Source organism: Pseudenhygromyxa sp. WMMC2535, from assembly GCF_011083025.2.
This window is the reverse complement of sequence record NZ_JABJWV010000001.1, coordinates 5090787-5111662: the sequence shown is the minus strand read 5'-3', so window position 1 is coordinate 5111662 and position 20876 is coordinate 5090787. Positions and strand designations below refer to the sequence as shown.

The window sequence follows — 20876 nt, the reverse complement described above, 5'->3', positions numbered from 1 at the left end:
CCCCGCCGCCGCGCTCCCGCGCCAAAGACGCCCTGGCAAGCCTCACCTGCTCCACGCGCATCACCGCTCGACGACTGCTCGATCACTGCTCGATGCGCTAGTAGATGAAGGGGATCATCCGGAACTTGGCGATCTTCGTGTACTCGACCCACAGATCGCCATACTTGTCCGCGCAGCGCTGCTCGTCGCGCCAGGCCCGGTGCGGGAGCAGCATGCACAGCCACAGCGGCAGCAGGTAGGGGATCAGCGAGTGAAAGCCCGTGCACAGCGCGAAGGCGCTGTAGACCATGATCTCGCCAGTGTAGTTGATCTTGCGGCCGATCCCCCACCAGCCCGAGATCAGCAGGCGCCCGCCCAGGACCTCGGGGGTCTTCCCCCAGATCTTGGCCTCGGGGTCCTTTTTGAACCGGTTCTTCTGGGCGTTCGACTCGCGGAAGATCCACAGCCCCAGGCCATAGAGCGCGCAGATCCCCAGCACCTGCCACAGCGCCATGGGCTCGGGGTTGGCGAGCAGCCACCAGCCGCCGATGCAGTAGAAGAAGGGCACCAGCACCAGGTCGCCCCACAGCAACATGAAGCCGAACTTCTCGGCGATCACGTCCCACATCGACAGGACGTTGTCCTCGATCCAGTAGTGGGTGAACAGGTAGAGCCACCAAAACGCCTGGTAGGCCAGCATCTGCGGCGTCAGGGTGCCCAGCGCCTCGTACTGCGCCCAGCCAAAGGCGAAGTTGAGCACACCCAGGCCGATCAGCGAGGGCTGGTAGGCGAAGACCTTGAGGTCGACGCCCCAAAACTGCGGGTTGAGCTCGATGCCGTACCACAGCCGAGCCAGGAGCCCGCGCTCGGCGTTCTCGCGATCCTCTTCCCCGCGCTCGGCGGCCGCGGCCAGGCGGCCCTGCCCGGCCCGGATCATCAGCACCAACCACGCCATCGTCAGCAAGTTGGCGGCGACCAGCAGCGACCAAAAGTGCTCGAGCAGGGGCGTCAGCGACATGTCGAAGATGTAGAGGCCGACGAAGAGCAGCATGTGCGTGGCCACGAAGAGCGCCATGCCGTTCATCTCGTAGGTCAAGCGCTTGCCGCCGCTGCCGGGGAGCGGCTGGCCCTGCACTCGCTTGCCCGGCAAGAACTTGGCGAGCAAGAAGAGCACCACCATGAAGGCGCCGTAGGCCGCGAGGCCAAAGAGCACGCCCTCGACGGTCACGCCCTGGCGCAGGCTTTCTCCGAGACTGGTCGTGTGCACGGCGCGATGGTGCCCAAGGCTGGGCCCCAGCCCAAGCGCCGCCGCCTCCTGGAGTGACCCCACGTGATCCACGTCAGCCCCTCCGGGCCAGGCCGACCCCCGATCAGAGACTGTGCTCACGCGGGCTCAGAAGGCCGCGCGACGGCCAAGTCCGCAGACTTCGCCGAGTTGGTGCGTCTTCACCGCCTCGCGCGCTAAAATCGGGGGATGCGTACGCGCAGCTTTGCTTTTTTAGCCACCTGCTTCGGAGCCGCCGCCTGCGGACCGGGGCTCCCCGGCAACTTCGAGGGCTTCGGTGACATCGGCGAGGACACCGACGAGGACACCGACGAGGACACCGACGACGACGTCGGGACCCTCGATGACACGGGGCCCGAGCCCGATCCAAGCTGCGTCGACGTCCAGCTCCCCAGCCAGGAGACCGTGGTCTGGACCGACTTCTTCGACGGCAGCCATGGCGACGACGTGGTCGCGGTCTGCGGCGACGAGGGACCCGACTATGTGATGACCTGGCGCGCGCCCAGCCAGCGCACCTACAACCTGGTGTTCTTCCCCGAATTCGGCGCGCAGCTGCAGGTCCACGCCGGCGCAGGCTGTGGCGGCAGCTTCCTCGGCTGCGGGAGCTCGCAGTTCCCCAGCACCTTCCAGCTCGACGCCGAGGCTGGCGAGGAATTCACATTCATCGTCAACGCCTCGACCAGCGACGACTTCTTCGAGCTCGACATCGCCCCCGCCCCCGACCCTGGGCTGTGCCCCTTCGGCGAGATCGACACCCTGCCCTTCTCGACCGCGGGCAACACCAGCGGCGAGGGCTTCAGCTTCGCCTCGAGCTGCGGCGGGCTCGCGGCCCCCGATCACGCCTACCTCTTCGAGGCGCCTTTCTCCGGGACGTACCGATTCGACACCCAGGGCTCGTCCTACGACACGATGCTCCACGTCTTCGAAGGCAGCTGTGAGCAGGCGACGCTGCTCGCCTGCAACGACGACGAGCTCGACTCGCTGGACTCCATCATCGAGCTCGAGCTCGCGGCAGGTCAGGAGGTCACCGTGGTCGTCGACGGCTACGGCGCGAGCTCGGGCACCTACCAGCTCCACGCCCAATTCCTCGATTCAGTCCCCGAGCCCCCCGCCTGCGACGCCACCGCCCTCGCGTCTCAAGAGACCATCGGCGTGACCTGGTCGTCGATCGAGTCCGTCGACGACAGCTTCGCCGGCTGTTCCAACTTCACCGGCGAGCGGCGCTTCACCTGGGTCGCGCCGACCGCCGGCTTCTACGACGTGAGCCTCGACGCCGGCACCAACCCCGCCGCCCTCGCGCTCTTCCCCGAGGGCTGCGAGGGCAGCTTCACCTGCGAGGTCTCGACCGGCGAGGCCGAACAGGTCGTGTCCATGGCCGCGGGCCAGGCGCTCTTCGTGGTCGCCGAGTGGCAGCCCGAGGTGGTCGAGGCCGTCAACTTGACCATCGCCCCCGCCGAGTCGGGCCTTGGCTGCGGCGAGGCCCTGCCCTCGATGGTCCCGATCGCCATCGAAGGCACCACTGGCAGCGCGGGCAACGACTTCGAGGGCAGCTGCTCCGAAAACCCCGCCCCCGAGCGCGAATTTTGGTGGGTCGCGCCCGCCACGGGCAGCTACCGCATCTCCACCAATGGCTCCGCCTACGACACGCTGCTCTACGTCCGCGACGGCGGCTGCGAGGGCTCCGAGCTCGCCTGTAACGACGACTCCGGGGGCGACCTGAGCTCACAGGTCAACCTCGCCCTCCAGGCTGGGCAGGTGATCTCGATCTTCGTCGACGGCTTCCAAGGCTCGGGCACCTTCGAGCTGCACATCGACGCGCTATGAACGATGCGCAGCAGGCCGGCCTCCGCGAGGAGCCGGCCTGCCGTGCAACGCTCATGGCGCGCGCGCTCAGTTGGTGCTCAGCGAGGGGCTGTCCGCGACGATCGTCCCGCTCGGCGCCCCGAAGGTGCGCAGCTCCTCGGGCTCGAGGCGCTCGACCAAAAAGTCGAGGAAGCTGCGCAGCTTGGTCGAGAGGTGGCGAGAGGTCGGGTAGCGGGCGAAGAGCGTGGCCCCAGCCGGCTCCCACTGCTTGAGGAAGTGGACGAGGCGACCCGAGCCGATGTCCGCGGCGCACCACGAGGCCGGGAGCACCCCCACCCCGACGCCGGCGCGCACGGCCTCGTGGAGCAGGTAGACGCCGTTGACGACCATGCGCGGACGCGAGTCGATCATCACCCGGTCGCCGTCGACGCCGACCAGCTCGAGCCGCGCCCGTCGCCGGGGGTTTGTCGAGATCACCAGATCGTGGCGCTCGAGCTCCTCGGGGTGCTGCGGCACGCCGCGCGCGTCGAGGTAGGCCGGGCTGGCCACCAGGAAGCGGCGGACCACCCCGAGGCTCGTCGAGATCACCCCCGGCTCGCTCGCCGAGCTCGCCGAGCAGATGCACAGATCCACGCCCTCCTCGAGCAGATCCACCGGCCGCTCGGTGAGCTCGAGGTCGAGGTCGACCTCGGGGTAGGTCAGCAGATACTCGGCCACCGCGTCGGCGAGGAAGGCCGCCGCCAGGCCGCGGGGCGCCGTGACCCGCAGCAGGCCGCGCGGGACCCGACGCTCCTCGGCGACCGCCCGCTCGGCCTCGTCGATCTCCGCGGAGATCCGGGCGCAGCGCTCGTAGAAGGCCGCGCCGACCTCCGTCAGCGAGAGCCTGCGAGTCGTTCGCTCGAGCAAGCGCTCTCCGAGGCGCTCCTCGAGCTGCGCGACCTTGCGGCTGACCGTGGACTTGGGCAGACCCATCGAGCGACCCGCGGCGGTGAAGCTGCGCGCCTCGACGACCTTGGCAAAGATGACCAGCTGATTGAGATCTGACTTGGAATCGACCATTGGGCTTTCCTGACTGTTATCAGCGTCCCCGAGCCATGGGCCGCGACCACTCGGAGCGGGGAATTAACTCAAATACAGAGTTTTCAGGCCGGGTTTCAGTTCGCACCAGCATCCCACCACGCGCGCAGACTGGTGCGGAGCCGCGCATCAGCGACCGCTACAATGACCTCATGACTCGATTACAGCGACTCTTCTGCGTTGTCTCGATCTCCTTGGCCTGCACCGATGATGGCGGCGAGACCGACGCCGACACCTCGACCACCGACACGGCGACGTCGACCGAGGAGAGCGGCGAGACCAACGCCGACACCTCGACCGCCGACGACACATCCAGCACGGACACCGAGTCCGGCGAATCCGACGCTTCGGAGAACGAGTCCAGCGAGTCCGACACCAGCGACGCCACGGCGACCGACACGGGCGCGCTCGAATGCGAGGACATCCTAGCCGAGTACGACGCGCTCATCGGCATGCGCACCTGCTCGGTCGACGAGGACTGCAAGATCGTCGAAGGCCACTGTTACGCCGGCATCGGCGGCTGCTATCACGCCGTCAGCATCGACATCGACGAAGCGCAGCTCGGCGCGCTCGCGGACGACTACGAGGCCGCTGGTTGCACCTCGGGCGTATGCGACTGCCCGCCTCCGCCAACGGAGGTGAGCTGCGACGCCGGCCTGTGCGAGGCCATCTACGAGTGAACGACAAGCCTCAGGGCGCGAGGATCATGACCTTGACCTGACTCGGGGAGGTCCTCGCCCCCGGGCAATTCGTGGAGTTTTGCAGCGATACGCTGGTCACCCGCGTCGCAGGCATCCCCCCCACCAAGGTCGTGGTCGAGCCCGTCAGGTGGCGAGAAGGCCCCATGACCGACCCCGAGGCCACGCCCAGCGCGACGCCGGCGTTATCGCCATTGGTCATCGGCACCACCGTCGACATATTGTGGGCCGGCGTCGCCATGAACAGCACATTGTAGGCGGCGGGCACTCCCATCGAGCCGACCGCGACGTTTGGATAGGGCACCGGGACCGGGCCCGCGGGCGTCGGCGTCAGGCATACGTCGGGGAAGCCCGTGTCCGTGCCCATCATCTGCGAGTTTGCAAACATCTGTCCGTCCTCCTCAGCCCAAGTGGATCTGGCCGCCGTCGACCTTGACCAGCTCTTTGCCGTTGACGATCGCGTGCTCGGCCTTGATGTGCGCCCCACCCCGGGCGCGGTAGTCGATGGTCTCGGCCTGGGTGTGGTCCAGCTCCGAGATCGCGCGATAGCTCGACTTGCTGCGCTGCGCCACGACGTCGACGAGCAGCTCGAGGCGCTGGCCGATCCGCGTGCTGCGGGTGAAGTTGCCCACCGCCTCGCGGGCGAGGGCGCGCAGCTCGACGAAGCGCAGCTGGGCGTCGCGGGCCTGGACCTCGAGCGCGTCGGCGAGCAAGCGCGCGCGACCAGAGGTCTCGAGCTCGACGCCCGCATCACCGCGCAGACGCAGCCGACCTTCGGCGCGCAGCTCGAGGTCTCCGGGCACACGCAGCTGCGCCGGCGCCTCGCCTTCGCGGGCCAGCACGGCCAACACGAAGTGCTCGCCGCCCGCCTCGCCCACCGCCCAGACCCGATCTCCCACGGCCGGCGCGAGCAGGCAGCTGAGCGCGCGCTGGGCCAGGACCTCGCGCTCTCCCATGCGCAGCCACCAGCCCGCGGGCGCCTCGCCCACGACTCGGGCCACGCCCTGGCTCGATGAAGAAGCTGGAGGCGCTGCCTGCTGGCGAGCCTGGCTGGGGGACGCAGCGCTTCGCTGCAAGGGTTGAAGATCGTGCGCTCGTGCGTTCATGGCTGTCCTCGGTCGGTGACACTCAATACTTGGGGGTCCAGGCCTCGGCGGCCGCGAGCTCCGGGTCGCTCGCCAGCGCCGCGGCGCGATTGGGGATCTTCGCGTCGACGTCGAGGATCCCGTGCAGGTTCGTGCGGAACATCGTCGCGCCGCTGAGATCGGCGCGCGAGAGGTCCGCGTGGGAGAAGTCGGCGTCGCGCAGCTTCGTGGCCACGAAGCGCGCCCCGGCGCAGCGTGCCCGGTGCAAGATGCACTGCTGCATGTCGGCCCCCGAGCAGTCCGCTCGCTCGAGCACCGCGTCGATGAAGATCGACTGCGTCAGCTGAGCCTGGACCAGCGCGGCGTCGCGCAGATCCGCGGCGACGAAGAGCGCGTTGGGGGCGTGGGCCTGGACCAGCGAGCAGCCCACGAGCGAGGCGTCCTTGAAGTTGCAGTTGGCGACGGACGCCCCGCCGAGATCGCAGCCCTCGAGCTTGGCCGCCATGAATTGGGTATGGACGAAGCGCAGCCCGGCGAGCGAACGCCCCGAGAGATCCGCCGAGATCAACACCACGCGCTCGAAGCTCGCGCCCTCGAGCTTGGCCGCGCGCAGGTCCGCGCCCATCACGGTCACCGCGACCAACGCGGTCTCGCGAAGGTCGATGCCCGCCGTGTCGCACTCGACAAAGGCGCTGCGCTCGAGCTGGGCCCCCGACAGACACGCGGCGCTCAGCTTGGTCGCGTTGACCGCCGCGATCCGCAGGTCCGCCCCGCGAAAGCTGACCTCGCTGGCGTCGCTCTCGATCAGCTTGAAGCCCGTCAGCGTCGCGCCCTCGAGGCTGGCCCCGACGAGGCTGCCCCTGTAGACCACGCTCTGATGCAGGCTGGCTCCGCGCATGTCCGCGCCGTCGAAGCGGCAGTCCTCGAAGATCGACTCGCGCATGCTCGCGCCGGCCAGCGAGGCCCCGCGAAAGTCGAGCTCGCGGAACACCCCACCACCGAGCTCGGCGCCAGACAGGTCTGCGCCCGCCAGGTCGAGCTTGGTAGCTTGCTCGCCCTGGGCGATCATCTCGATCAAATCAGCTGGGCTGGTCACGTCGCTGCTCCTCTCCCACCTGCTCGCTGCGCGGGTCGTAGCTCGGGTTGACGCGGACCTTGGTCAGCAGCGCGTCTTGCAGCTGGACCCGCTCATCCGTGCGCACCCGGGCCATGTCTGCGCCGTAGAGGTTCGCGCCGCGCAGGTCCACGCCACAGATCCCCGCCCCGATGAACGAGGCGCCCATCAAGTTCGCGCTCATCATCACCGCCTCGCCGAGCTCCGCCTTGTCGAAGCGCGCGCCCCGGGCCACGGCTCGATAAAAGCGCGCCCCCTCGAGCCGGGCCGCGCTGAGATCCGCCCCGTCGAGCTGGGCCTTGCTGAGCTCGGCCCCCTTCATCGAGGACCCGCGCAAGTTGCAGCTCGCCAGCTTCGCCTCGACGAAGCGGGCAGCGTCGAGCTCGCAAGCCCCGACGAAGCTCGCGTGTTGCAGGTTCGCCCCCGAGAACTCGGCCTTCACCGCGCTGCACTCCAAGAAGCTGCAGCGCTCGAGCTGCGCGCCGCTGAAGTCCGTCGCGGCGAGATCGAGCTTGATGAACACCGCGCGAAGCAGGCGCGCGCCCCGAGCTCGCAGCCCGCTGACCTCGAGCTCGATCAACTTCAGCTCGTGAGCCTCGGCCTCGCTGAGATCGACGTCCTTCAGCACGACCTCGATCAGCAGCACGCCCTCGAGCCTGGCCCCCGCCAAGCTCGCGCCGGTCAAGTCCGCACCGTGAAGGATCGTCTCGACGAGCTGGGCCCCGCGCAGCGACGCGCCCTCGAGCCTGGCCTTGCCGAGGTTCGTCCCATCGAGGCGCGCCCCGTCGAGCTTGGTCCCGACCAACGACCCGTGGGCGAGCACCGCCTTGGACAGGTCCGCCCCCGAGAGGTCCGCGCCATCGAAATTGGCGCTCTCGAACAGCGCTCCGCGCAGCTGAGCCCCGCGCAGGTCCATGCCCGAGAGGTCCGCCCCGCTCAGGTTCAGCGTCGAGAAGTCCTCGCCGACGAGCAAGGCCTCGCGCACCGCCGCCCGGGCAGCGTCCCGACGCTCGGGCTCGAGTCGAGGCGCCGGCGACTGAGAATGCGCCGACATCCGATAACCCTCGCGCATGTCGAGCTCGGCCTGATCCCAGCTGGCCTGGAGCTCCGGGTCCGCGAGCATCTGCTCGAAGACCTCGGCCGACGCCCCAGCGAGCTGACAGTCCGCGATCGCCCCCCGCAGCATCTCGCGCTGGGCCTCGGCCGTGTAGGTCGGCGGCCCCACCTGCCCGCGCTCGTTGCCCTCGCGCAGCGCCTCGACATCGACCCCCTCGGCCTCGGCGTTGGCGTACATCCGCTCCTTGTCCTGCTCGATCCGCGCCTCCTCGCGCGCCCGAGTCTCCTCCGCCTCGGCCATGACCTTCTCGATCAACGCGGGGATCTCATCGAGCTCCGGCGTGGGCTCGGGTGGCGCGGGAGGATCGGGAAAGAGCGAAGGATCGATCCCCTGCGCGCGCAGCTCGGCGATCTTCGCCGCGTGCTCGCGGACGGCTCTGCGGTGGAGGTTCTTGCCCAGCAGGTCCTGGCTCTCGTGGAGCGCCCGCTCTTCGTCGAAGATCGGGTCATCGAGGAGCTTGCCCGCCCCCGCAGGCAGCAGCTCGTGATCACGCATACCCGCGAGCGCGCCGTGCTCGAGGTCAAGGCGATCCGCGAGTACGCGCGCATAGTGAGCCTGCGGCCGCTGGTGCGCGTCCCCCTTGCGCTCGGCCGCGATCACCAGGTGGCGGACATCCGTGCCGTCGTCCGTGGCGATCGGCAGCGAGCCCTGAAAGATCATCACCGCCCGCTCGGCGTCGGGGAAGAACCACAGCGTCTGCAGACGCAGCGCGATCTCCTCGAGCTTGGCCGCGAGCGCCTCCACCTTCTCGGCCCGCGCCTCCCCCTTGGGCAGCGGCGTCCGCGGTGGGACGCGCGTGACGAAGGCCCGCGCGACATAGTCGGGCAGCCGACCCTCGAGCCGCGCCCGGCTGGGATGGAGGTTGTCGAAGGCGTAGGCCTCGCCCCCCTCCCAAAAACCCTCGCGCTGCTGGTCTCTGGGCGCGATGTTGAAAAAGCCCCAATCGACGTCGCGCGCCAGCCCTGGAAAGTCCCGATCCAGCCAGGCCTGATCGTAGGTCCCGACCAGCGCCTGGCGCTGCGGCCAGGACAGATCGATGGCGCCAAAGCCCGCGGGCTCCGCCTGCTCGTCCGCCGAGCCCAGCCCCGCGCCCGGGCGCTCGACGTTTGGCAGCAAGCGCAGGCGCTCGCCGTGGAGCAGCGTCTCGCCGTGCCCGCGCCCGAGCGGGTTCTTGGCGTACTTCGGGCCGCCATAGGCCCGGCTCCAGTCCAGCATCATCGACGTGAAGGGTCGCGGATCGCTGGCCGAGAAGTCCGACTCCCAGTAGCGATCCCCCGACACCGCCAGCGACTTCTCGAGCCCACCGACCCGCGCGCGAACCGGCACCATCGGCGCCGCCACGCCCCCAGGCGCGAAGGCCTGGCCGTGGACCAGATACTCGCCTCTACACTTGGGCACCCCCGCGTCGAGTGCCACCTGCGCGCCCATCCGCTCGGTGACGAACTTCCACAGCGAGATCTCGGGTAGCAAGGACACGCCCGCGTCGCTCGCCTCTACCTCGGCCGAGCGCAGCGGGACGAAGGCGAGGATCGAGACGCCGAAGTGGAAGCGGCGCCTGTGCTCGAAGCAGCGGGTGAGGATGCCTAACTTGGTGGGCTTGATGACCTTCATGGGGCTTTCACGTCCAGACCCTGGGGAGAGGCTCCCTCGAGCGGGCCGACCAGGACGACGGTCTTGGGGTTGCTTGGGTCGCAGCGAACGCGGACCCTGGCACCCGGCCGGTAGTAGAGAACGAGGTCTACGATATCCACGGCGATGTCCCTTTTCACCTCATAGGGCTCGAGGCCGGCTTGCTCGACCCGGAAGCAGAACCGAACATCGGTCTTGCCGCCAGCCGAACTCGATCCAGTGGCCTTGCGCATCGACACGATCATGGCCTCGGCCTCGACACCACCTACCACATCCATCTCTGCCCTTTTTTTCGGCCCCACCAGGTAGACAGAGTGGGGATCCTCAGTAGAAACCCGCACCTCAATCACTGAACCAACAGTATAGAAACTCATCAAGTCCAAGTTCTCGAGACTCACATCGGCGATGTGGGCTCTGTATGGGGGAGCACCTTCGGGCTCGACCTCAACAAGAAAGTCCACCGATCTAGATGTATCGGTGAAACCTCTCCCTGTAACCGACAGAATTGTCGCATTCATACGAATGCTGACGACAGCAACCGGAGGTTCCTCGGGTTTCTTGACAATTCCAGAAACGAATCCATAACCGAACAAAACAACAGGGACAGCAAAGACGCAGATTAAAAAAATAATATCTTCCATGATCAACTCACTGAATTATCGTCCAAAGAAAGGTTCCCACGCTCATCTTGCCAGAACTAAGTTCAGCTTCGATAGATTTAAACTCGAGCGCAGTCCTGAGCTTATACGACACATTGCAGTTATCAACTTTTAAGCCCACCCTATCATACTTGACCAAGGTACGCCCAGCAGAAAACCCATAACTAGCAAACTGCACCCCTGAAATCACCGATTTCACCCCGATGACACTTGTCGAAGTCAAGGAACACAGGCTCGAGGACTGATTAACAACCGTTGTCGAAGTAGGATCCACAACATTAATCCCTCCTGGCGAGACCACGCGCACTCCGCCCGGAGATTTCAGGCTCATGCCATCCTTCGCAAAAATACTGTAGTACCCCCCAGTATGATCACTGACATTCCCCTTGTGCGTGTACACGGTATCACCCTCAACCCTCTCGTTGAGGTAGCCACCAACCACCCGCGACTCGCCCTCATCAATTTCCTCGTTTACGTGCCCCATGATCTTCACCATGACGTTCCCATTGACCTGCTCCTTGTTCCCGCCATGGACCTCGAATTCCCTGTCACCGTACACGGTTTCAGAGGCCCCTCCCGAGATGGTCACTTTCTCGCCATTGTTGACGACGTGTTCGTAGCCCTGGTCCACGATCATCTTGCGATGACCTCCCACAGCGAGAGACTGAGACTTGGTGACGATTTCATCCTGGTTGCCATGGACCTTTAGAGCCTGATCCCCGACGACCTCACCATGGTGGTTGTTTCCCACCTTTACCCGGAGATCATTGAGCACTTCCTCGCGCATGTCCTTTTGCGCATGCACATAGATCTCCTCCAGCCCCACCGCGTCATCGAAGCGCAGCTCGTTGAACCCCCCGCCCCCGGGAGAGCTGTTCGACTTGATCGTGCTCTTGGTCTTGTCCGCCTCCGCGTAGGGCGGAGAGTTCGCCCCGTTGTAGAGCGCCCCCGTGATGATCGGCCGGTCGGGGTCGCCGTCGACGAAGGTCACGGCGACCTCCATCCCCACCCGCGGCAGGAACATGAACCCCCAGCCGTCCCCGGCCCAGGGCTGGACCACCCGCACGTAGCAAGACGAGCGCTCGTCGTACTGCTTGCGCCGGTCCCAGTGAAACTGGACCATGACGCGGCCAGCGTCGTCCGTGTGGATCTCCTCGCCACCGGGGCCGACCACCGTCGCCGTCTGAACGCCGAAGATCCGCGGCCGGAGGGTCATGCGCTCGGGGACCCAGCGGACACCAGCGGGCACGCACTCGAGCAGGTTGCAGTAGGCCAGCTCGCCGCCCTTGCCGAGCACGAGGTCGCCCGCGCCGTGCTCGACGCGGACGACGACGTACTCGCCGTTGAGGTCGCCCTGCGAGTGGTCCACGAGCTCGAAGCGCGCGCCTGGGCGCATGTTGATCGCCGTGCTCTCCCCCGCGAACAGCACCGCGTCGCGCAGGTGGAGGCTGCGCTGCAACATCGCCTGTTTTTGGACCGCGGCGGGGTCCAGGCCGGCGCTGCGAAAGCCCAGCTTGGCCGCGAGCTCGTGGTCGTAGTCTTCGCGCTCGGGGCCAGTCGCGGCGCCGCTGGGCAGCTCGCCCGCCGGCGCCTCGTCATTTTCGAAGTCCTCGGTGACCGCGGGCGCGCCCCAGTCGAACACCGTGGTCCGGGCGACCGTCGAGCGCAGCTGAGACACGCGCGTGAATCTACGCATGTCCTCGGTCTCGTCCGAGCCGCCGTCTTGCTGAACCATCGCCAGCATGCCCTCTTGGGAGTCCAGCGAGACCAGCTTGGTGTGGGCGCTCTCCTCGTCGAAGAGCACCACGGTCTCGACGCCCTCGCCCTGCTCGAAGCGGTAGCTCACCCCGTGCTCTTCCATCAGGCGGTGGACGAAGTCGAGGTCGGTCTCCCGATACTGCACCGTGTACTCCTGCGCGGGGTAGTCCCCCCGCAGATGCCCGACATCGACCCCGCGGCCGTAGCCGCCCAGCGCCTCCTCGAGCACCGCGACCAGCACGTCCTTGATCGAGATGTCCGAGAAGATCCGCGTGTTCCGACGGTAGCGCAGCGCCTGCAGGGCCGGGACCACGAAGAGCGTGGTCAGCAGGTGCTGCTCGCCGTCGCGCCCGCCATCTTCGACTCGCTCGACGATCCCGCTGATCTCCCGGGTCTGAGCGCCCCGCTCGAGGCTCACGCTCACGCTGGAGCCCACCAGACGCGCCGGCTCGGCCGCCAGGTCACTCGTGCGCATCTCCACCCGCAAGCTATAGGGCTGGTTGAAGCGCTCCGTCAGCTGTAGGCCCGTCACGACCCACTCGACCTCGGCGTCGACCTCGGACAGGACTCTAATTTGGACCTGGTTCGCCATTTACCCAGCAGGCTGACACACCAGGGCCTACCGGGCGAGCGAGAATCTCAACTCGGCCACACTTTTATACATGCGCCTACTTTGACGCCGAGGAGGGAGGAGCGCCGCAGGCCGAGCGGCGCCCTCGCAGGCAACGCGCCCCGAGAACCGAGCACCCCATGACTCCTGACTCAGGGGATGCCCGGGAAGCTGTCCACCCAGGCGACCTCGACGTCGGGGAAGCTGTCCACGTACTGGATCTTGAAGTCGGGGAAGCTGTCCACGAACTGCCACTCGCCGCAGTCGTCGGCGAAGGCGTCGACCCGCTTGACCTTGAGATCCGGGAAGCTCGGCACGGCCTTGACCCGGATGTCGGGGAAGCTGTCCACGACCTTGACCTTGCCCGCGAGGCGGATGCCCCGAAACGAGCACGAGCGCTCGTCGACGTTGCCGGTGCCTGCGGGGGCCATGGTCGCCATGGTCGCAGCGGCGGCGGCCTGGCTGGCCTGATCGACCTGGGTGGACAGGTCGTCGGCCTGCGCGGGCGCGGCCGTGCTCAACCACAGCCCGAGACCCAACAAACCCACTCCAGCCGTGACGCGCGAATCCCACATGACTTGCCCAGCATATTCCTCTCCGCCCCATTTCCTCAAATTCATGCTCGTGAGCGTCCTCGGTGCGCCAACATGAATGTCGCCCGTGACGCGAGGGCGGCACGGGCGACGGCGTTGGAACGATGTCAGGCCCGGTGGCGGGCCCGAGCAAAGCAGCTCACTCGGCGGGCGAGGTCGTTCGATATTCGATGAAGTTCAGGTGCTCTGGCACATGAACAATACGCTGGACGAAGATCCCCGGCAGGTGAATCTCGTCGGGGTCGAGGGCGCCGGTCTCGACGAGCTCGTCGACCTCGGCCACGGTCACCCGCCCGGCCATGGCGGCCAGGGGGTTGAAGTTCTGCGAGGTCCTGTAGAAGCACAGGTTGCCAAAGCGGTCGGCCCGGGCCGCCCGGACCACGGCGAAGTCGGGCTCGAGGGCCGTCTCGAGCACGTGCGGGCGGCCCTTGAACTCGCGGACCTCCTTGCCCTCGGCGACCACCGTGCCCGCGCCCGTGGGCGTGAAGAAGGCGGCGATGCCCGAGCCCCCGGCGCGCAGGCGCTCGGCCAGGGTGCCCTGGGGGTTGAGCTCGACCTCGACCTCGCCAGCGAGCATCTGCGCCTCGAGGTCGGGGTTGCCTCCGACGAAGCTACAGACCACCCGGGCGACCTGCCGCTGCTGCAGCAAGACCGCCAGACCGCGGCCCTGGTTGCCGCAGTTGTTCGACATGATCGTCAGGTCCTTGCAGCCCTTGGCGGCGATCGCCTGGATCAGCGCCTCGGGGTTGCCGACCAGACCAAAGCCGCCGACCGCGATCTTCGCTCCGTCTCGCAGGTCGAAGAGCGCGGCCTCGGCCGACTCGAACACCTTGCCCTGGGGATGGGACGCCTGCGCTTGGGTCACGCTCATGGCCGCCTCACTCGCTGGCCTCGGCTTCGGCCTCGCCCTCGTCCAGGTAGAGCTCGCTGCCGCGCTCGCGGAACTCCTCGGCCTTTTGCTGCATGCCCGCGGTGATCTCGTCGAGCTCGCCGCTGGCCGACATGTCGCGCACGTCCTGGGTGAGCTTCATCGAGCAAAAGTGCGGGCCGCACATCGAGCAAAAGTGCGCCGTCTTGGCGGGCTCGGCCGGCAGGGTCTCGTCGTGGAATTCCCGGGCGGTCTCCGGGTCGAGCGAGAGGTTGAACTGGTCGTGCCAGCGGAACTCGAAGCGCGCCTTGCTCAGGGCGTCGTCGCGGGCCTGGGCGCCGGGGTGGCCCTTGGCCAGGTCGGCCGCGTGGGCGGCGATCTTGTAGGTGATCACCCCGGTCTTGACGTCCTCGCGGTTGGGCAGGCCGAGGTGCTCCTTGGGGGTGACGTAGCAGAGCATCGCGCAGCCGAAGCTGCCGATCATCGCCGCGCCGATGCCCGAGGTGATGTGGTCGTAGCCAGGGGCGATGTCCGTGGTCAGCGGCCCGAGGGTGTAAAAGGGCGCCTCGTGGCAGTGCTCGAGCTGCTCGGTCATGTTCTCCTGGATCTTGTGCATCGGCACGTGACCCGGGCCCTCGATCATCACCTGCACGTCGTGCTCCCAGGCCAGCTTGGTCAGCTCACCGAGGGTGCGCAGCTCGCCGAACTGGGCCTCGTCGTTGGCGTCGGCGATGCACCCGGGGCGCAGGCCGTCGCCGAGCGAGAAGCTGACGTCGTACTTCTTCATCAGCTCGCAGATGCGCTCGAAGTTGGTGTAGAGGAAGTTCTCCTCGTGGTGGGCCAGGCACCACTTGGCGAGGATCGAGCCGCCGCGCGAGACGATGCCGGTGACCCGCTTGGCCGTGAGCGGGATGTAGCGCAGCAGCACCCCGGCGTGGATCGTGAAGTAGTCCACGCCCTGCTCGGCCTGCTCCTCGAGGGTCTCGAGGAACACGTCGATGTTCAGGTCCTCGGCCTTGCCCTTGACCTTCTCGAGCGCCTGGTAGATCGGCACGGTCCCGATCGGCACCGGGGCGTTGCGCATGATCCACTCGCGGGTCTCGTGGATCTGCTTGCCGGTCGACAGGTCCATGACCGTGTCCGCGCCCCAGCGCGTCGACCACTGCAGCTTCTCGACCTCCTCCTCGATCGACGAGGACACGGCCGAGTTGCCGATGTTGGCGTTGATCTTGACCAGGAAATTCCGGCCGATGATCATCGGCTCGAGCTCGGGGTGGTTGATGTTCGCGGGGATGATCGCCCGACCGCGGGCGATCTCGCTGCGCACGAACTCGGCCTCGACGTTCTCCCGGATCGCGCAAAAGCGCATCTCTTCGGTGATGATCCCAGCCCGCGCGAAGTGCATCTGGGTCCAGTTGCCGTCGGCCTCGGCCCGGGCCCGGCGAGCCTCGATCCACGGCCTCCGCCGCTTGGGCAGGCCCTGGCGCGGGTCGATGCCCTGGGGGCCGGTGGTGTCGTAGACGACGATCGAGGGGTTGTCGCCCTCGAGGTCGATGCGCCGCGCGGGGACCTCGAGCTCGCCCACGCTGATCTTCTCCGAGCTGGGGAAGCTGTGCTCCAGCGGGGGAATGGTGCGCAGTGGTGTGACCTCATCACCAGCGAGCTTCAGGCCTGCGGGACGGTTGGGTTGCTTGTCGGATGTGTTCGGGGTGTCGGGCATACGCTTTCCTCCGCCGGTACGAGCCGGATCAGGTTCGAGGGGACTCTCTCAGGTGCCTCCAGGCACCACCCCCAGCGTGAAGCGGTCAGCGTACACGAGGTGGCAGCGCCAGACATCGGGGCCCCGCGTTCGGACGCCCGACAACCAAAAGCTTGCAAAACAAACCCCCTGCGTTAGTTTTATTATCCATTATGTGGCGACCACTCTGTACAGCACTCTTTCTCGACCTTTGTGCCTGCGGGTCCAGCTCGTCCGCGAGCGACGACGAGACGAGCGACTCGGGCGACGAGGCGCAGAGTACGACGACCGGCATGGACGGGGGCTCGAGCGCTGGTAACTTGAGCACTGGCGGCTCGGGTGAGGAAGACGCCGACGACCCGATCTCGAGCGGCGTCACCTTCGTCAGCCCCGACTCGGGCCACGCCGAGGACGGCTGGTGCAGCGCCTGGGTCGAGTGTAACGACTCGAAGTGCGTCCCCTCCTCCTTCGTCGACGGCGTATGGCAGAGCACCGTCTGTGTGCCCGTCCTCGGCCAACAATCAGTGGGCGAAGCTTGCGACCCCGGGCAGCTGTCCACGGACAACTGCGACATGGACAGCTGGTGCCTCCCCACCGACGCGGGCGGCGACGAGGTGTGCGTGGCGTTTTGCTGGGAAGGCCCCTCCTGCCCCTCCGACAAGTCGTGCATCCAGATCGATGAATTGGGCCTCGGGTTGTGCCTTTCGAGCTGCGATCCGCTGCAGCAAGACTGCGCCGACCAAGACTACGCCTGCGCTTGGTCGGGCTCCGCCTTCGAGTGCACCGCCACCTTCGGCGAGGTCGATCCGCTGCAGCCCTGCGCCGACAGCCAGGACTGCGACCCGAGCGCGCTGTGTCTCGAGGCCAGCGCGCTGTCGAGCTGCGCCGGCGAGTCCTGCTGCGCCTCCCTCTGCTCGTTGTCGGCGGGGGACGCCCCCTGCCAGGTCATCGACCCGGCGTACGAATGTGTCGCCTTCTACGAAGAGGGCTCCGAGACCCCGCCCGAGTACGCAGATATTGGCGTGTGCATGCTCCCGGCTTGAACGACTGCGTCCCCCCTCCTCGGCGATGAGCCGCCGATCCCATTTGCCCTGCGTGGACGATTTTCTGCCCGAGTATGCGGACATCGGGGTGTGCAGGCTCCCGCCTCGAGGCTGGCGGATGCGCTACCCTCCCCCGGTGCGCACACGCCCCTCCACGCCCCCTCGGCGCCTCGCCCTCTGCCTGTCCACGGGCCTCGCCCTGCTCGCGCCGGGCTGCAAGCGAGACGAGCCCGCCGAGGCGCGCCGCGCCGAGCCGACGACCTACGAGCAGGTCGAGGCCGGCGGCGAGCAGGACGTGCGCGAGGTCGAGGCCGCGGCCTACTCGCGCAGCCTCGCCGAGCAGCTCGATCTGATCCCCGCCGGCGTCGACGACTACCTGGTGGTCCGAGACCTCCGCCCGCTGATCGCCCAGGCGCGGCGCGTCGAGCAGGTCATGGCCGGGCCGCTCGAGCGCGCGATCCCTGCCCTGGCCAAGCTCGGCGGCGGCGAGGCCCTCGGCGACGCGCGCCTGGCCCAGCTCCGGCGCGGGCGCCAGACCCTGGCGCTGCTGCTCGCGGCCCTCGAGGGCGCGGGCCTGAAGCTCGGTCAGGGCCTGGTCATCGCCGACCCCGAGGGCGCGCCCTTGCTGATCTTCGCGGCCGAGGACCTCGAGCGCCTCGGCGCCCTCGCGTCCTTGGTCGGCGAAGAGGCCGCCGAGCTCGCGGCGGGCTGCGGGCCGATCCCCGAGCAGCCGGGGTGGTTCGCCTGCCGCATGGGCCCCGCCCGCGAAGACGCGGACCCGCCCAGCTATCACCCGGGGCGAGGGGGCGCGGCCCTGGTCGAGCGCCTCGCCGCCAGCCAGCGCGGCGTCGACCTCGAGCGCGTCAACCTTGCCCTCTCCCTCGGCGGCGGCCAGGCGGACCAGGACGGCCGCGCGACCATCGACGCGACCTTGCGCACCGATCCGCAGCTGTGGGAGCTGACCGTGCCCATGCCCCTGCCCGAGGGCGCACAGGTCCTGCGCCCGGGTCGACCCCAGGCCCTGCGCGCGCTCGTCCCCGGCAGCCCCTTCGCCTGGCTTCAGCTCGATCCCGCCGGCTTCGAAGCCGGCGCGCCGGGGCTGGGCGCGCAGGCCGAGCGGCTCGTCACCGGCGAGCTCTTCTTGGGCCCGATCGACGCGCCCGCGGGCATCGTCCTCCAAGCGGGGATCCGCGACGCCAGCGAGGCCGCGCAGGCGATCCAGGGCGTGAGCGCGAGCCAGGCGATCCCCAGCGCGCCCGTCGAGCCCGAGCAATTTCCGGGCGTGCGCGTCGAGTTTTCTCGCGACCCCATCCGCCTCGACGGCAAGCTCGTGCCCACCATCGGTCTGCGCGCCAGCGGCGAGGGAGCGCAGCCCTGGGCCGAGGCCCTGGGCATCACGCCGCAGGCCTGGCTGTGGGCCTACGGCGACTACCTGAGCCTCGCGGCCGGCGACGCGGCGATCCCCGAGGCCCTCGTCCGCCTGCGCGGCGAGGGACCCTCGCCCGCGGCCGTCGCCGCCCTGCCGCCGACCCTGGCCCGCTCGCTGCTCGCTGGCGAGGTCGGCCTGGTCGCCTACCTGGTCCTCGATCACTGGCAGGCCCCGCCCGCCGAGGCCGAGCTCGCGGCCCTCTTCGCCGGCGTGCCAGAGGACCAGCGCCCCGCGGCGGCCGAGCTCGCGGCCCTCTTCGAGACCCTCGCGCCGTGGTCGAGCCTCGCGCTGTGGCTGCGCCAGGTCGATCAGCGCTGGCTCGCCCAGGTCAGCTTGGTCCCCTTTGGAGCCCCAGGCGCCGGGGTCGATCAGGCCGAGGCCGCCGCGGCCACGGCCGCCCTCGACGCGGTGCTCGCGGGCGCGAGCGAGCGCGCGACGGCCAGCTATCGCGAGCTGCTCGAGAGCTACCCCGCGTCCCCGCGAGCGCCCAGCTACCGCGCGCGCCTCGGCCAGGCCCCCACGCACCACGCGGCCGTGGACATGCTCGAGCTGGGTATCTTCAGCGCGCTGATCGTCCCCGCCTTGGACCAATACTTCCAGCGCGCGCAGGAGGCCGAGGCCACCGCCGAGACCGAGGCCATGCTCGCCGCCGCTCTCGCCGTGCGCGAGAAGACCGGCAGCTGCGCCGCGCTGATCGGCGCCGCCGGGCCGACCCCTGCCCTCGACGTCCCCTGCCACGCCGGCGACGGCGGGCGCTGCCGACCCCAGCGAGCAGCCCAAGGCGACGCGCCGGGGCGCTACCCTGCGAGCGTGTGGACCGAAGATCCCCTGTGGTCGACCCTCGCGTGGCAGCCCGAGGGCGGGCATCGCTTCCACTACAGCTTCACGGCCGAGGCCGTGGGCGAGGGCTGCCGGCTGATCGCCCGGGCCCAGGGCGACCTCGACGGGGATGGAGAATTCTCCAGCTACACCCGCGAGGTCGTGGTCGCCGAGGACGGCTCGCGGACCTCGCCGCCGCTCGCCATCGAGCATGGCGACGAGTGAGACACCCGACCGGCCGAGGGTCCGGTGCTCGCTCCCCCGCCATGAGGACGAGGCTCCACCTCGATCCGGGGGCCAGCGGCCACAATCAGATCAGACAAACTCGCTTTCCTCGCCCCCGCTCACGCTTCGCCTACGCTCGATTTTCCCCGCCTCACTGCCTGCGAATTCGGCAGGCGAAATGCGGGACCTGCACCATTCGACGTCGAGCGTCGAGGGCGCGAAGCCAAAACGCCGCTGTACCGGGCGGACTGCGAGTTTTGGCGACAGCGCCATCGGTGGAAGGACCGAGCGAGGTGTCGCGCTGGGTTTCACCACGCCCTGCTGGGTGAGCTGATAAACTGGCCCGGTCGTGTCCGAGGATGTGCCTGTGCTCCTCTCGTCTCGCGCTAGCCGCCTCGACGGGTCGCCGTGCTCGAGCAACCCTTTCAGCCTCGGGCTCGGGCTCTGCCTTGGCCTCGGCTTCGGCCTCGGCCCAAGCCAGATCGCCCTCGCGGCCCCAGAGACCCAGGTCGAGGCTCAGGTCGACGCGCAGCCAGAGCCTCCCCCGGTCCAAGACCCCACGAAAGAGGCGAAGGCCTTGTTTCGCCGCGGCCAGGCCAAGTACGAGACCGCCGACTACAAAGGCGCCATCGAGCTGTGGACCGACGCCTACACCCTCGTCGATCCGACCCCCGAGAACGCGTCGATCAAGGCGCTGCTGATCTACAACCTCGCCCAGGCCCACGTGAAGGCCTTCGAACTCGACGAGGACGTCATCCACCTCAAGCAGGCCCAGCAGCTGCTCGAGACCTTCAAGTCCGGCGTCGTGCTGCTCTACGAGGACGAGGCCGACCAGGCCGAGGAGGCCCGCAAGATCGACGCCCGCATCGCCGAGATCGACGCCCGCCTCGCCGAGGCCGAGGCCCAACCGGAGCCGGAGCCAGAACCCGAGCCGCCCCCTCCGGCCCTCGCCGTCGAGCCGGAGCCGCGCACGCCCGGGCCTGCGCCGCGGCCCGGCGCCCCGCTGATCGGCGCCGGCGCCACCTTGGCCGCGGTCGGCCTGGCTTTTGGCGGCATCGCCATCGCCGGGGCCGTGATCGGCTCCCAGGCCAACGACCTGTCCGAGATCGACTACCTCGACTTCGAAGATCGCCAGGAGGCCTTCCGCTCCGGCTCGATCGGCAACGGCATGGCGGTGTCCGGCCTGGTGATCGGCGGGCTCATGTTGCCCACGGGCATCGCGTTGATCGCCGTCGGCGTCAAACGAAACAAGCGCGCCGCGAACCTCGGCTCGCGCGCGCTCGTGCTGCCCAGCTTGGGCCCCCGCGGCGCCGGCTTGTCGATCCAGGGCCGCTTTTGATCCTTACT

Annotated in this window: 16 protein-coding genes and 1 riboswitch; of the genes, 5 read left to right on the top strand and 11 right to left on the bottom strand. The window is 68.4% G+C overall.

Annotated features, from left to right (window positions below; all coding sequences use genetic code 11):
• Positions 1-97: 97 nt before the first annotated feature.
• On the bottom strand, positions 98-1246 hold the full coding sequence (locus G6O69_RS20055) for a hypothetical protein (RefSeq protein ID WP_172305132.1): 1149 nt from the start codon (positions 1244-1246) through the stop codon (positions 98-100).
• Positions 1247-1453: 207 nt separating this feature from the next.
• Between G6O69_RS20055 and G6O69_RS20050 the strand changes: the two genes are divergently transcribed.
• On the top strand, positions 1454-3088 hold the full coding sequence (locus G6O69_RS20050; RefSeq protein ID WP_172305131.1) for a hypothetical protein: 1635 nt from the start codon (positions 1454-1456) through the stop codon (positions 3086-3088).
• Between the two features lie 66 nt (positions 3089-3154).
• Here the strand turns inward: G6O69_RS20050 and G6O69_RS20045 are convergent, their stop codons facing one another.
• Positions 3155-4126, bottom strand: coding sequence for a LysR substrate-binding domain-containing protein (locus G6O69_RS20045; protein WP_172305130.1), 972 nt, complete (start codon positions 4124-4126; stop codon positions 3155-3157).
• A 170-nt stretch (positions 4127-4296) separates the two neighbouring features.
• Here G6O69_RS20045 and G6O69_RS20040 point away from each other — a divergent pair, with 170 nt between their 5' ends.
• Positions 4297-4824: a hypothetical protein gene (locus G6O69_RS20040; RefSeq protein ID WP_172305129.1), complete on the top strand. Its 528-nt coding sequence runs from the start codon at positions 4297-4299 to the stop codon at positions 4822-4824.
• Positions 4825-4834: 10 nt separating this feature from the next.
• On the opposite strand, the gene G6O69_RS20035 is transcribed toward G6O69_RS20040, so the two are convergent.
• From G6O69_RS20035 to thiC, 9 genes are all read right to left on the bottom strand, one after another.
• The gene (locus G6O69_RS20035) at positions 4835-5230 is read right to left on the bottom strand and encodes a DUF4150 domain-containing protein (RefSeq protein WP_172305128.1); all 396 of its coding nucleotides are present in this window, start codon (positions 5228-5230) and stop codon (positions 4835-4837) included.
• Positions 5231-5243: 13 nt separating this feature from the next.
• Positions 5244-5948, bottom strand: a complete 705-nt coding sequence (locus G6O69_RS20030; RefSeq protein WP_176396972.1) for a DUF3540 domain-containing protein — start codon at positions 5946-5948, stop codon at positions 5244-5246.
• A gap of 22 nt (positions 5949-5970) precedes the next feature.
• On the bottom strand, positions 5971-7023 hold the full coding sequence (locus G6O69_RS20025) for a pentapeptide repeat-containing protein (RefSeq protein ID WP_172305126.1): 1053 nt from the start codon (positions 7021-7023) through the stop codon (positions 5971-5973).
• A complete protein-coding gene (locus G6O69_RS20020) occupies positions 7007-9769 on the bottom strand; it encodes a DUF2169 domain-containing protein (protein WP_172305125.1) in 2763 nt (920 codons plus the stop codon). The genes G6O69_RS20025 and G6O69_RS20020 overlap by 17 nt, the downstream gene beginning before the upstream one ends.
• Positions 9766-10434, bottom strand: coding sequence for a hypothetical protein (locus G6O69_RS20015; protein WP_172305124.1), 669 nt, complete (start codon positions 10432-10434; stop codon positions 9766-9768). Before G6O69_RS20015 ends, G6O69_RS20020 begins: the two co-directional genes overlap by 4 nt.
• Before the next feature lies 1 nt (position 10435).
• Entirely contained in the window at positions 10436-12796 is a 2361-nt protein-coding gene (tssI, locus tag G6O69_RS20010; protein WP_172305123.1) for a type VI secretion system tip protein TssI/VgrG, read from the bottom strand.
• Between the two features lie 170 nt (positions 12797-12966).
• Positions 12967-13389: a hypothetical protein gene (locus G6O69_RS20005; protein WP_217909873.1), complete on the bottom strand. Its 423-nt coding sequence runs from the start codon at positions 13387-13389 to the stop codon at positions 12967-12969.
• A gap of 157 nt (positions 13390-13546) precedes the next feature.
• Positions 13547-14278, bottom strand: a complete 732-nt coding sequence (locus tag G6O69_RS20000; protein WP_172305122.1) for a CoA transferase subunit A — start codon at positions 14276-14278, stop codon at positions 13547-13549.
• Between the two features lie 7 nt (positions 14279-14285).
• On the bottom strand, positions 14286-15995 hold the full coding sequence (gene thiC / locus G6O69_RS19995) for a phosphomethylpyrimidine synthase ThiC (RefSeq protein ID WP_172305121.1): 1710 nt from the start codon (positions 15993-15995) through the stop codon (positions 14286-14288).
• Positions 15984-16078: riboswitch (TPP riboswitch) on the bottom strand. Its footprint overlaps the gene before it by 12 nt.
• A 228-nt stretch (positions 16079-16306) precedes the next feature.
• On the opposite strand from thiC, the gene G6O69_RS19990 reads away from it, so the two are divergent.
• The 3 genes from G6O69_RS19990 to G6O69_RS19980 all read left to right on the top strand — a co-directional run bounded on the left by G6O69_RS19990 (position 16307) and on the right by G6O69_RS19980 (position 20868).
• Positions 16307-17056, top strand: coding sequence for a hypothetical protein (locus G6O69_RS19990; protein ID WP_172305120.1), 750 nt, complete (start codon positions 16307-16309; stop codon positions 17054-17056).
• Positions 17057-17192: 136 nt separating this feature from the next.
• Positions 17193-19529, top strand: coding sequence for a hypothetical protein (locus G6O69_RS19985; protein ID WP_172305119.1), 2337 nt, complete (start codon positions 17193-17195; stop codon positions 19527-19529).
• A 349-nt stretch (positions 19530-19878) separates the two neighbouring features.
• Complete coding sequence (locus tag G6O69_RS19980) at positions 19879-20868, top strand: hypothetical protein (protein ID WP_176396971.1); 990 nt, start codon at positions 19879-19881, stop codon at positions 20866-20868.
• Positions 20869-20876 lie beyond the last annotated feature (8 nt).